This window comes from Bacillus sp. 7705b, from assembly GCF_002289525.1.
Lineage (GTDB): Bacteria > Bacillota > Bacilli > Bacillales > Bacillaceae > Bacillus > Bacillus halotolerans.
This window is the reverse complement of the sequence record NZ_NSDH01000042.1, coordinates 35,176-48,454: the sequence shown is the minus strand read 5'-3', so window position 1 is coordinate 48,454 and position 13,279 is coordinate 35,176. Positions and strand designations below refer to the sequence as shown.

Annotated in this window: 12 protein-coding genes and 2 riboswitches; all 12 genes read right to left on the bottom strand. The window is 43.5% G+C overall.

The window, feature by feature from the left end; all coding sequences use genetic code 11:
- Positions 1-64: 64 nt before the first annotated feature.
- On the bottom strand, positions 65-1,360 hold the full coding sequence (gene purB, locus CJU60_RS16465) for an adenylosuccinate lyase (protein ID WP_095714331.1): 1,296 nt from the start codon (positions 1,358-1,360) through the stop codon (positions 65-67).
- Complete coding sequence (gene purK, locus CJU60_RS16460; RefSeq protein WP_095714330.1) at positions 1,357-2,499, bottom strand: 5-(carboxyamino)imidazole ribonucleotide synthase; 1,143 nt, start codon at positions 2,497-2,499, stop codon at positions 1,357-1,359. Before purK ends, purB begins: the two co-directional genes overlap by 4 nt.
- On the bottom strand, positions 2,492-2,980 hold the full coding sequence (gene purE, locus CJU60_RS16455; RefSeq protein WP_024120439.1) for a 5-(carboxyamino)imidazole ribonucleotide mutase: 489 nt from the start codon (positions 2,978-2,980) through the stop codon (positions 2,492-2,494). Before purE ends, purK begins: the two co-directional genes overlap by 8 nt.
- Positions 2,981-3,120: 140 nt before the next feature.
- Positions 3,121-3,222, bottom strand: a riboswitch (purine riboswitch).
- 79 nt (positions 3,223-3,301) lie between these two features.
- A complete protein-coding gene (locus CJU60_RS16450; RefSeq protein ID WP_044152785.1) occupies positions 3,302-3,499 on the bottom strand; it encodes an NETI motif-containing protein in 198 nt (65 codons plus the stop codon).
- The gene (locus tag CJU60_RS16445) at positions 3,499-4,053 is read right to left on the bottom strand and encodes a DUF2179 domain-containing protein (protein WP_024120437.1); all 555 of its coding nucleotides are present in this window, start codon (positions 4,051-4,053) and stop codon (positions 3,499-3,501) included. Before CJU60_RS16445 ends, CJU60_RS16450 begins: the two co-directional genes overlap by 1 nt.
- 214 nt (positions 4,054-4,267) lie before the next feature.
- The gene (locus tag CJU60_RS16440; protein WP_010333239.1) at positions 4,268-4,435 is read right to left on the bottom strand and encodes a Fur-regulated basic protein FbpA; all 168 of its coding nucleotides are present in this window, start codon (positions 4,433-4,435) and stop codon (positions 4,268-4,270) included.
- A gap of 129 nt (positions 4,436-4,564) precedes the next feature.
- Positions 4,565-5,362 carry a hypothetical protein gene (locus CJU60_RS16435; RefSeq protein WP_095714329.1) on the bottom strand — a complete coding sequence of 266 codons (798 nt, stop codon included), beginning with the start codon at positions 5,360-5,362 and terminating at the stop codon, positions 4,565-4,567.
- Between the two features lie 215 nt (positions 5,363-5,577).
- Complete coding sequence (gene pbuG, locus CJU60_RS16425) at positions 5,578-6,900, bottom strand: hypoxanthine/guanine permease PbuG (protein WP_024120435.1); 1,323 nt, start codon at positions 6,898-6,900, stop codon at positions 5,578-5,580.
- Between the two features lie 135 nt (positions 6,901-7,035).
- Positions 7,036-7,137, bottom strand: a riboswitch (purine riboswitch).
- A gap of 146 nt (positions 7,138-7,283) precedes the next feature.
- Entirely contained in the window at positions 7,284-8,750 is a 1,467-nt protein-coding gene (locus tag CJU60_RS16420; protein ID WP_095714328.1) for a DUF4179 domain-containing protein, read from the bottom strand.
- Positions 8,732-9,265, bottom strand: coding sequence for a sigma-70 family RNA polymerase sigma factor (locus CJU60_RS16415; protein ID WP_010787821.1), 534 nt, complete (start codon positions 9,263-9,265; stop codon positions 8,732-8,734). Before CJU60_RS16415 ends, CJU60_RS16420 begins: the two co-directional genes overlap by 19 nt.
- A 106-nt stretch (positions 9,266-9,371) precedes the next feature.
- Positions 9,372-10,913, bottom strand: a complete 1,542-nt coding sequence (guaA, locus tag CJU60_RS16410; RefSeq protein WP_095714385.1) for a glutamine-hydrolyzing GMP synthase — start codon at positions 10,911-10,913, stop codon at positions 9,372-9,374.
- A gap of 161 nt (positions 10,914-11,074) precedes the next feature.
- Positions 11,075-13,279: a DUF4129 domain-containing transglutaminase family protein gene (locus CJU60_RS16405; RefSeq protein ID WP_095714327.1), complete on the bottom strand. Its 2,205-nt coding sequence runs from the start codon at positions 13,277-13,279 to the stop codon at positions 11,075-11,077.

Genomic DNA, 13,279 nt, shown 5'->3' with positions numbered 1-13,279 from the left:
CTAACCCGAATGTTGGGAATTTTCAAACTAAGGCGGCAGGGAAGAAGCCGCCTAAAAGCTTCTTCTATGCTAAACCTAAACGTTCAAAGATCAGATCTACATTTTTCAGATGGTAATGATAATCAAAGCAGTCAGCAATTTTTTCCGGAGAAAGACGGGAAGTGATTTTCTCTTCCGCTTCCACAAGCTCACGGAACGGTACTTGCTTTTCCCATGCCTCCATTGCTTTCGGCTGCACTGTGTCATAAGCTTCTTCACGAGTCAGGCCTGTGTCAATCAATGCCAGCAGCACGCGCTGAGAGTAGATCAGACCCAATGTGCGGTCCATGTTGCGCTTCATGTTTTCCGGGAAGACCGTTAAGTTCTTCACGATGTTGGAGAAGCGGTTCAGCATGTAATTCAGTGCGATTGTCGCATCCGGAAGAATAATCCGTTCCGCTGAAGAATGAGAAATATCGCGCTCATGCCATAACGGAACATTTTCGTAAGCTGTCATCATGTAGCCGCGAATGACACGCGCTATACCTGTCATGTTTTCAGAACCGATCGGATTCCGTTTATGCGGCATAGCTGATGAACCTTTTTGCCCTTTCGCAAAAAATTCCTCGACCTCGCGTGTTTCACTCTTTTGCAGTCCGCGAATTTCAACCGCGAATTTCTCAATGCTTGTCGCAATCAAAGCAAGTGTCGCCATATAATCAGCATGGCGGTCACGCTGAAGCGTTTGTGTTGAAATCGGTGCGGCTTTCAGGCCAAGTTTCTCACAAACATACTGCTCTACAAACGGCTCAATGTTCGCATATGTGCCGACAGCACCGGAAATCTTACCAACCTCGATGCCTTCCTTCGCTTGTTTAAAGCGTTCCAGGTTGCGTTTCATTTCTTCGTGCCAAAGCGCCAGTTTTAAACCAAATGTTGTAGGCTCTGCGTGTACGCCGTGTGTACGGCCCATCATGACGGTGTATTTATGTTCTTTCGCTTTTTCTTTTATAATGTCAACAAATCTCTCAAGGTCCTTGAGCAGAATGTCATTTGCCTGTTTTAATAAGTAAGAAAGAGCGGTATCTACGACGTCAGTTGACGTTAAGCCGTAATGCACCCATTTTCTTTCTTCGCCCAGTGATTCGGATACAGCGCGCGTAAAAGCAACTACGTCATGGCGCGTGTCCTGTTCGATTTCTAATATGCGGTTGATGTCAAATGATGCGTTTTCGCGCATCAGCTTCACGTCTTCTTTTGGAATAACGCCAAGCTCCGCCCACGCTTCACAGGCAAGAATTTCAACCTCTAACCATGCTTGAAATCTGTTTTCATCCGTCCAAATCGCGGACATTTCAGGTCTTGAATAACGTTCGATCATTCTGCTTGTCCTCCGTCTCTATTTCTCCATTTATTTGTGATCTCCTGAATCCATTCGTCTTCAGGCTGCTTCATAAAAGTAATATGCCCCATTTTGCGGCCTTTTTTGATTTCATGTTTTCCGTATACATAAAGCTTTGCTTCTTTTAAAAGCTCTGGCTCTTCCTCTGGGATCTTCACTTCATCGCCGAGAAGATTCACCATCATGCCAGGCTTCAGCAGCTCCGTTTTTCCAAGCGGAAGGCCGCAGACCGCTTTGATATGCTGTTCAAACTGGCTTGTTACGCAAAGATCCAGCGTGTAATGTCCTGAATTGTGCGGTCTTGGCGCCAGTTCATTAACCAAAAGCTCATCGCCCTCTGTCAGGAACATTTCAACAGCAAGCGGTCCGACAAGGTTCAGCTCATCTGCGAGCTTAACGGCCAGCTCATCAGCCTTTTCCTGAATCCTTTCTTCAACCCGTGCAGGCACGATGCTTTGGAACAGAATATTATTGTGGTGAATGTTTTCTGCGGCCGGGAACGTCGAAATCTCTCCGTTTACCGATCTGACAACAATCACGGACAGTTCCATTTTAAAAGAAACCCAGCTTTCGAGAATGCAGGTTCCGTGCTCTAAAAGAGCTGAAGCCTCTTCTATTTGTGACGTTTCCTTGATGACAAATTGGCCTTTGCCGTCATATCCGCCGCGGCATGTTTTCAGCACTGCGGGAAGCCCCAGCGACTGAACCGCCTCTTTCAGCTCATCCATTGTTTTGACGATGCGGTAAGGTGCAACTTCACAGCCCGCGGATTGAATCGCTTTTTTCTCTGCTTCACGGTTTTGGGTAATGAGCAGCAGCTCACTTCCTTGCGGGAGATACGCATGACCTTTCAGCCAATGCAGCGCATCATAATCAATGTTTTCAAACTCATACGTGATAATATCACTGATCTCAGCCAATTTCCGAATCGCTTCGCGGTCGTTGTATGAAGCGGTGATTTCAATATCCGCCACCTGCCCGCACGGCGAGTCTTTTACCGGATCGACGACCGCGACTTTATACCCCATTTGTTTTGCGGAGACAGCCATCATTTTTCCAAGCTGTCCGCCGCCGATAATGCCGATGACGGCTCCCGGATAGATGATTTGATTAGACAAGCTGATCACTGCTTTCTAACACTGTTTGTTTTGTATTTTCTCTTCTTTCATCTAACTTTCTGGCCAGATCCTCGTCAAAAGCTGACAAAATTTGCGCCGCTAACAGACCTGCGTTCACAGCGCCCGCTTTTCCGATGGCTGTTGTGGCAACCGGCACGCCTCCAGGCATTTGCACGATGGAAAGAAGTGAATCGAGTCCGTTCAGCGCCTTGGATTGAACCGGAACACCGATGACCGGCAGCGTCGTTTTAGCAGCTGTCATCCCCGGCAGGTGCGCCGCTCCTCCAGCACCGGCGATAATAACCTTGATGCCTCTTTCTCTGGCTGTTTCAGCGTACTCAAACATGAAATCAGGCGTCCGGTGAGCGGAAACCACCTTCTTTTCGTACGGCACTTCAAGTTCTTCAAGTATGTCGCATGCGTTTTTCATTGTCTCCCAATCGGAAGTGCTTCCCATGATGATTCCTACTAGCGGCTGCATTCTGTTCCCACCTTCTAATGCTTTAGTTTTCAGAAAATAAAAAATACCCGGCTTTGTATTGTCTTATGAGGAAGCAATACAAACCGGGCATGGTGCATGTATCGGCAGTCGTTCGCTTCTGCGATATATCCATGTCAGTTTTATCGATCACTTTCCTGCATAGTCCGGCAATTTACGGTTGCCGGGTAGAAACTTATGGGCCATATTCCCAAGATTATATGAGGTCGTGTTTTGATTTCATGTTTATCTTAACAACGGACATGAATAATGTCAACGACATTATCGAACGATATAAAAATTCATTCTGCTAATGTTCGTGTTTTAGATCAATTTCCCTTCAAATACGATTTTTTTTCCGCACGGAACGATCTGAATTGACCCATTTTCCATCTTTTCCTTGAAAATCGGTTCTTCCATTCGACGTACAGGCATATATCCTTCTTCTTTCATTTGCTGAAGCACTGCTTCTATCGTTTGCTGTTCTGTCACTTCAAACTTTTTCTTCTTCGGCTTTGCCATTATTCTTTAATTCTCCTCTTCTTCACCGCTTTGACCCAGAAGCCGCCGTGGATCGTTTTTGGTTCATACGCAATAATAAAAGCTTTCGAATCAAGCGTTTTAATCGTATCATACAGCTGCAGCTCATATCTTCTCGGCGTCAAAATCTGCAGGGCCGTGCGGTCGCCTTCAAGCCCGCCGGCCACCCAATTCGTTACGCCGTAGCCTTTTTCACGAAGCTGCCTAGGAAGATCGAGGTCAAGCTCTTTTGTAATCACATTGACCATAATATAGCCAAGCGCCAGTTTTTCTTCGATTTTCATGCCGACAATAACGCCCAGTCCATAGCCGAGTGCGTACGCAATCACGTTTTGAATCTGGTCTAAGTTATCAAGCACAAGGCTCAGCCCTGTCACATAAACCAGAATTTCAATGGTGCTGATTCCGGCCGCTAAATACCGCTGGCCTTTCAGTGTTAAAATCATTCTTATCGTAAAAAATGATACATAAACAACATTGATAATCAGAATAATGAGAACCATTGCTAATCCGTTTGATAATAAGGTTTGCATCATTTTATAAAACCTCCTTACTCATTCAACTTACGTAAAGCATTCATATTCTACTAGAGAAATGAACCCTTTACAATCAGCTATGGCCGTCATCGCAGGCAAAATTTTTCGACACACTCTCTTCATCACTCAGCAATAGTTTACCCTCTTTCTGTCCTTTTCAAAATCCAAACAAAAAAGCCTGCTTTTCAGCAGACTCATTTTTCTTTATCTATTGTCACATCTCTTTTTTCATTTTCCGAAGGGACTCATATTCTTTCTCAAGTTCACTCAGCGTATAATCAGCGAGCTGTTCCCCTCTTCCGCGATAAAATTCTGAGAGCATTAATTTGGTTTTTAAAAATTCCTTCTTTTGATAAATCGCCTGACGAAGTAAATGGGCCATGTCCATCATCCTCCACCGCATTTTCCTCATCATACACGGATTAATCCTACAATTCAACTGTGTTTTTTAGATATATTTGTAAAAACTGTGACATCAAAAAAACCGGCCTTTTCAGCCGGTTTTTTTACATTAAAGCGGGATAAGCGATGCCGTAAAATATTCAGAAATAAACGGCCAAGTCACTGCCGCAAACAGCAGCGCAACGGCTAAAACAGCAAACACACAATAGATATAGTCAATTGGTGCCTCGCTTGCCGCCTGATACAGACGCTGTACATACAACGCCATCACAAAGAAGATCGAAAACAGCATTAACACTGTAAAAAGGACAGTCAGCATCGGTACATTCACAATCGCAAATATCATCCAAATGATTGAAACGGCGATCACCGGAACAAGCAATGAGCCAAAACCAGCCGCAGCTTCCTTGAATGATACCTTTTGCTTCATCATATACCGAGACACGGCCCATATCGAGAAGACCATAACAGCAAAAAAGACGAGCATATACACAAGAACAACAAAAAATCCGTCATAAAACGCGTGATGGCGCTCTCCAAAACCAAGCGGCCTGTTCCAGCTCGCCTTTAACTGAAACCAGTTTCCGATTGAAAAAACGATACTGAATATGAGCATTGAAATAAGACCATATTTATAATGAGAGAAACCATCTGCCACAACAGTTTTCGCCGGAGACTTTAATATTGAAAAAGCAAAGCCGCAATATCTGTTAATGGCTGCCCAAACAGAGGATAGCTTTTCTTTCACAGACGATTCTACGCGTTCCTTATGTTGTTTCTGCTTTTGTTTCTGCTTTTGCTTGCTTTGGCGGCTGGCTTTTCTGGACATCCGCGAAAGCGGCTCTTCATCTATTCCTTCATTCTGGTTAACTTCTTCTTCAAACGTTTCTTTTCTTTCTTCCGTCATGTTAGCAACTCCTATCAAAAATATACGGCGGAATACCATTCAGTAAGAAAATAAAACACTTATATAAGGTACCGAAGCCTTCCTGAACAGTCAAGTCATTTCCATTTAAGTAAACAATGGCGGCACATCTACATGACGGTATATGATATGAAATGGTTTTGCCTTTCGCAACAAAATAAAAAACCAGCCGCAACATCGCAGCTGGTTTTCATTCATTATTTCAAGAAAATAAAGTAAAGAATAAATACAACAAACAGTCCGTACATGATCGGATGAACCTCTTTGGCTTTTCCTTTGCACACCATTGTAATCGGATAGAAAATAAATCCGATGGCAATCCCGGTCGCAATGCTGTACGTTAACGGCATCATGATCATTGTAAGGAAAGCGGGAACCGCCACTTCGAACTTATCCCAAGCGATTTTGCCAAGCGGCGCTACCATTAGTGCACCGACAATGATCAGTGCCGGAGCTGTTACATTTGACGTAACGACTGATAGAAGCGGCGAGAAAAACATAGCGAGTAAAAAGAGAAACCCAGTTACAATTGCCGCAAATCCGGAACGAGCGCCCGCAGCAACACCCGAGCTTGATTCCACATAAGACGTTGTCGTAGACGTCCCAAGCACGGAGCCGATAACGATGGAAGTTGAGTCAGCTAAAAGCGCACGGCCCGCACGCGGCAATTTGTTTTCCTTCATTAAACCAGCCTGTGTTGCCACAGCAACCAGTGTACCAGCCGTATCAAAAAATCCGACAAACAAGAATGTTAAAATGACGATCAGCATTTGCACAGAGAAAATATCCGGCAAGTGAATCCAAGCTTGTCCAAAGGTCGATTCAAGGCTCGGCACACTTCCGACGATTTGAGACGGAACCGGAACCAAACCGAAAATCATCCCGGCAATCGCCGTTAACAGCATCCCGATAAACACGCCAGCGTTTACGCGAAGCACCATCAAAATAACCGTTACGATGACACCGAAAATCGTTAACAGCACAGGACCGCTGTGAATGTTTCCGATTGTGACAAGGGTTGAAGGATTCGATGCAATGATTCCTGAGCCCTGCAAGCCGACAAATGTAATAAATAGGCCAATCCCCGCTCCGACTGCCAATTTCAGCTCAGGCGGAATAGCGTTAATGATTTTTTCACGAAAACCTGTTAAAGAAAGAGCAACAAAGATCAGTCCTGAAATGAAAACACCAGACAAAGCGGCCTGCCAGGAAATCCCCATACCGAGAACGACAGAAAACGCAAAAAACGCGTTCAGCCCCATACCGGGCGCAATGGCAATCGGATATCTCGCAATCAATCCCATTAAGATACAGCCTGCTGCAGACGCCAAAGCTGTCGCCGTAAAGACCGCGCCTTGATCTATTCTCAATGCTTCCGGAAAATCTTTTACACTTTCCAAAGCAAGCGTAATCGGATTGACGAACAGGATATACGCCATGGATAAAAAGGTCGTTAATCCGCCGATGATTTCGTTGCGATAGCTGGTACCCAGCTCATCAAACTGAAAAAACTTTTTCAAGCTATATGACTCCCTTCACTCTTTGCTATTTATCCTGCCCTGAAATCGCCAAATAAAAAACGCCCCAATACATTTTGGGACGCTTGACTACAGACGGATTTCAGTTTGAATAAATAAACCTGTTTTATTTATATCAAACGAAAGAAATGTTTACGTAGTCAAGCCATTTACGGTAGCTTGGTAGAAACTTGCGAGCCATATCCCCGCGATTATACGAATTCATCTTATTTGATTTCTGAGTCTATTGTACCAACTTCAATTTGAAATGACAATATAAATAACGAACATTACTTATTAAAAAAATTGGTTTATTCGTCTATTGACTAATGGGCAACAAAGATAAAAACCGTATGCATGACTACATACGGCTTTTCAACTTTTGATTATTTTTTTTCGGCAGGCTGACTCACTTGATGCACTGGTACAGTAAACGAGAATGGCTTTAGTTGAATCAGGTGATTTAAAACGCCGTTATCAATATACAGACCGTACTCACTAAACTCAAAATGCTTTAAAGACAGCTTATCATTATAATCATCATCCAGTTCAAAAGTAGATACCATTTCGGCTGTGTTCATATTTTTCACTTTAGCTCTATTTGTTTTCAAATAATAACCTTCTTCATAATCACCCACTGGATCAGGCCAAGATTGCATTTTTTTCGTATCACCAAGGCCAATCGTTTCACCTATATTCACTAAATCATTTTCATTCATGCTTGAGGTATCAATTCCAGTGAAGCGGTAATGAACCATTACTTTCCTCCCTTTTTGGTTAATGTTATTGATTTCAATCCCTATGTTTTGATGGTTTGTTTCTGAAAAATGAAATGGCATCTCTGCATTTAGCGGGACGATTTCACTGACCTCTGCCTCAGATTTAATGTTTGCTATTAATGTTAGCTTTTTCGCTTTTGAATTGATTGGTGATTCTAGCAGTGTTTGTCCTTTTGCTCTTACCGTTCTCTCGTTTACTTTTTTGCGGTCTCCAAGTTCGATGTTTGACGATGTCATCTCATATGTGTTTCCTAAATCATCTTTGACTTCGTTAATTTCAACCGTATCATGCTTTGCTATGCCTTGATAATCTATTGTAAATTGAAGGACAGAACCGAGCTTTCCGTTCTCTACTTGAATATTGGAAAATTGATAACGATTGTGATGCACTGATACCACTTTTGAGCTTTCTAAATAACTCGCATTCTTTTTGGTAATAGGCAGTTTGAAACTCCAATTCCCCTGTATTTCATTGATATGAGTAATCACAAAAGGCGTGGTATCCCCATTTTTTATTTCGGCTCCTTTTGTATAAAGCCTTAATTGACCAGCGTATTGTTTATTATTTAATTTTTTGAGCATTAAGGAATCAAAGTCGATTGAAAAATTATCGTTAAAACTCGCTTTGCTCACATTATAGCTGAGCTCTTTTTCATCAGACTGGAGGTTATCAACAGTAAAGTTATAGACAAGCTGTCCGGCATCGTAGTATGAACTGTTCACAGATATAGTAATGCCTCGCGACTCCGCTTTTTCATTCAGATTTGTGACCAAATTGCTTTTAAACAATGATAGGCCAACTTTATCTTGAAACTCCTTATAAATTTGGCCGACAATGGGTATGCTTCCCATCGCTTTGTTTACAGAAGGCAGAAAAAGACCGGACGTTAAATACAGTATACCTACCACAGCAGCAACAGCCATTCCATTTGTAATGGTTCGTCCCCATTTAAAACGGCGCTTTGTGTTACTTTCATTTTCAGCACGAACGACAGCTTGATGTATTGCTTTTTTGAGTGCTTTCTTTGGCACTTCTATGTCATCATACAACTGCTTTACTTGGTGTTTTTCCATATTTTTTTATCCTCCTTTTCCAGCTCCTGTTTTAGTGATTTTCTTGCTCTATGTAAATGTGTTTTAATTGTGCCTTCTGCCATTCCTGTTTGTTCAGCTATCATTGAAATCGAATAATCTTGAAAATAATAGAGCTGAATTGTTAACTGAACATGTTCATCAAGTGTATCCAGCGCATTGCGCAAGTCTATATATTCTTCAATATTCCTTTGGTCCGTGCCAGTGTCATGATGGCTTTCAAACGGAACCAATTCTCCCTTCTTTTTCTTCATTGCAAAAATTGAATTAATAAGAATTCGGGTGAGCCACGTTAAAAAGTACTTTGGCTCTTTTAGTTTTTCTATACCTATAAAAGCTTTATAAGCCGTTTCCTGTACAGCATCAAGTGCATCTTCTTTATTTCTTAAATAGAGATAGGCTGTTTTATATAGAGTCTCCTGATGTGCCAGCATAAGCTTTTCAAAGGCTCGAGTATTTCCTTTTCTCGCCTTTGTAATCAATCTTTCTTCCTTCACCTTATCCACCTCCTATGTTGTTAGATATAAGAACTGCCAAAACGGTTTCAAAAAGTTAACAAAAAAACGCCCCTTTTATAAAGGGACGTTTTTCTTAGGTATTTACTTATTCCCACTCAATCGTCGCAGGCGGCTTACTTGTAATATCGTACACCACGCGGTTGATGTGCTTCACTTCGTTTACGATACGTGTCGAAATGACTTCAAGCACATCCCATGGGATACGCGCCCAGTCAGAAGTCATGCCGTCGATTGATGTAACGGCGCGGATTCCGATTGTGTAATCATATGTTCTTGCATCACCCATAACACCAACGCTGCGGATGTCAGGAAGAACAGTGAAGTATTGCCAGATATCACGCTCTAAGCCGTGATTTGCAATTTCTTCACGCAAGATTGCATCTGATTCACGAACGATTTCCAGTTTTTCTTCTGTTACTTCGCCAAGAACGCGGATTCCGAGTCCCGGTCCTGGGAACGGCTGGCGCCACACGATTTCATCCGGAATGCCGAGCTCTGTGCCAAGCGCGCGCACTTCGTCTTTGAAGAGCGTGTTTAACGGCTCGATCAGCTCAAACTGCATGTCTTCAGGAAGCCCGCCGACATTGTGGTGAGATTTGATCGTTTGCGCCGTTGCTGTACCGCTCTCGATGATATCTGTGTAAAGCGTACCTTGTGCAAGGTAGTCGATGCCTTTGAGCTTGTCCGCTTCATCATCGAATACGTAAATGAATTCATTACCGATGATTTTGCGTTTTTGCTCAGGATCAGAAACGCCTTTTAATTTATCTAAGAATCGATCTTGTGCGTCTACTTTAATCACGTTCATGTTAAAGCCTTCGCTGAATGTTTTCATAACACCCTCAGCTTCGCCTTTACGGAGAAGACCATGGTCTACAAAGATACAAGTCAGCTGGTCGCCGATCGCTTTATGAATCAAAACAGCAACAACAGAGGAATCAACGCCGCCGCTTAGCGCGCAAAGAACCTGTTTGTCTCCGACCGTTTCACGGATTTTTTGCATTTCGATTTCGATAAAGTTCTCCATTGACCATTCGCCTTCGCATTCGCAAACGCCGAATACAAAGTTTTTCAGAAGGTCATTGCCGTATTCAGAATGGCGCACTTCCGGGTGGAACTGAACGCCGTACCATTTTTTATCCGCTTTGCTCATCGCTGAGTTCGGACAGTGATGGCTTGTCGCATCAACAGTGAAACCTTCAGGCACTTCTACAACCAAGTCACCGTGGCTCATCCAAACCACTTGTTCATTCGGAAGATCTTTGAACAAATCAGGTGTTCCTTCGATGTGGATGTTCGCTTTGCCGTATTCACGCTGGCTGGCAGCTTCTACTTTACCTCCAAGGTAATGAGTCATCAGCTGCATGCCGTAGCAAATTCCCAATACAGGAACATCTAATTCGAAGATTTTCTCGTCACAGCGGAAAGAGCCTTCATCATATACACTGTTCGGACCGCCGGATAAAATAATTCCTTTTGGATTCATTTCTTTAATTTCTTCAGCCGTCAATGTATGCGGATGCAGCTCACTGTATACACCAAATTCACGGATGCGGCGTGTAATCAGCTGATTGTACTGACTGCCGAAATCAAGGACAAGAATCATTTCATTCACTAACTTTGTCATGGTTGTCACCTAATCTCCTCTAAGTTTTTTGACACAGAAAAAAACGAGGACAGATATGAAACACGCTCCGCCCTCTTTGGCAAGGCCGTTTGCCGGAGTCAGGCAACTCGCTCCCAGACTCCGATAATATTCACTAATTCTAACAACACGTCGATAAGCGGTCAAGACCATCTTCTTTTAATTAAATTTTCCCATAACTCTCTGGAATCATTCCAAAGCTTTGCCGAATCGTCATTTCTGTACAGCGCCCGTTCATAGTTTGCTGTCAGCTTTAACATGTCTTCAGAATGATATGTTTCGTTGATTCGTTTTGCATACTCCCGCAGCGTTTCGCTGTCACGTTTAGGCAGGCCTCTTCTTTTCATCTGTTTCAGGAGCGCGCCGTATGCCTCAAAAAACACATGCTGATCACTGCGGTGCTTCAATTTTCTCACTGTGAAAACAGGAAGCCATAACGAACGGAAAACATAAAGCAAAACCGCTGTCAAAAGAACCGCAACCATGGCGGCATACCAGCCTGCTCCAACGCTTGCATGCGCAGACGGCGTTTTTTTGGAAACGGCAGGCTCACGTTTTTCCTTTTGTTTTTGCTCTTTCTCCGGCTGTTTTCTCTTTTCTTTCTGTTCCTCTTTTGCTTTCTCAGGCGAGCTGCTGCTTTCGCTGCCGGAATCCTTTGTATCGGAGGAAGCAAACTCAGCCGGATTTGTGAACCCTTTTGTCGGCTCAAAAGTGACCCATCCCTGCTCTGGAAAATACACCTCTACCCAGGAATGGGCGTTGTTATTTGTCACTTCATAGATGCTGCCGTTTTTGTTCCCCGCTTCTTTATATTCACCAGACGTATATCCTTTTACCCAGCGTGCCGGAATGCCGGCCGAACGCAGGAGCACCACCATCGAGGACGAAAAGTTATCACAATAGCCCATCTTTGTTTCAAACAGAAATTGATCCACATAATCTTCATCATCTTTAGGGATGGTGACGTTTTCTGTTTCATAGGTGAACTCGTTTGATCCTAAATAATCCTCAACAGCTTTGACCTTATCAAACATATTATCGTGATCCTGAGTCAGCTTGATCGCTAGCGTTCTAACCCGCTCAGGCAGAGTATCCGGCAGCTGCATATAGCGGTCGCTGAATGTGTACTCCTCACTGTTTTGTCTCACTTTCACCTTTTTCAGCTCATCCTGTTTATAGACCGGGGAGTTGTACGTCACTGTATAACTGCCCATGTTCCGAATATCACCGGCCTGCTCACTGATCGGAGAAATTTGTTCAGTGTTCCCGTTCATTTCAAGCGAGACAGCCTGCTTAGGCTTAATATTTTGCGCACCAATCGGATACATTACATGGTTATATCCATAATGCTCATCGACCTTCACACGTACAGTGTTCCGCTCTGTGGAAACCTTATGATCAAACCACAGATTTTCAACGTTGCCTCCGCTAAGCTGATACGACATGCCCGTGTCTGTTTCAATCCAGCCTTTTCCCGTATACGTATCCTTTGTTTCCACGCGGAAATATGTGCGCTCTTTTCCCTGCCACGTGAAAACAGGGGTAGCGTCCTGCTGAAACGGACCGCCAAGCGATTCATCGTGATTCCCGTATCCGATTTTGCTTTCTCCTGCCGGCACACGATCATGATTGGTGACTTTTTTGAGAAAAGGAACGGGATCCGGCCAATTCGGATCTGATTTCGGCGCAGCAAGCCCAAATCCCACCGCGGCCAAAATCAGCACAGACAGGGGGAGAAACCATTTCAGAACAGCCGCTTTCGGTAACGTTATTCGTTCCATCAGCTTAATGCGTTCCAAATACAGAAGGCCCAGCATAAAGAAGCCAATCAGCACGATACGGATAACAGCGTAAGCGGCGTCATAAGGCGTAAATGTATCAAGAATCGTAATATACGCCACTGTCATCATAAAGAAAAATAAGATCCTCCTCTGGTAAATCACCCAGTAATGAAGGAGATAGACCAGCAGCCACAGCAGCACAAAAAACAGCAGGGTCCGAAAAGAAGGAATCATATTATCCCATTGTCCTGTCTGAATAAACGTGATATTCAAATAGACATCCTGTAAAAAAGAGCTGACCCAGCTTAAGTCAAAAATAGACCCTTGGTAAAACAGAATGTGTATCGAAATGAATGTAAATAAGACACAAAAAGGAACGGTGACAAACCACCTCATCCTGAAAAAAGTCAGCAGAAACGTCAAGCCGATAAAGACAATAAAAAAGCCTGTATGCTTCGTGTCTGTAAAATGGTCCAGCGGCCTGAGCCACTCCCACAGCAATAAAAAAGCCAGAAAATAAAATAACAGCAAGCTCAAACGGCTTCCCTTCTGGTCATCAAGCGGCAT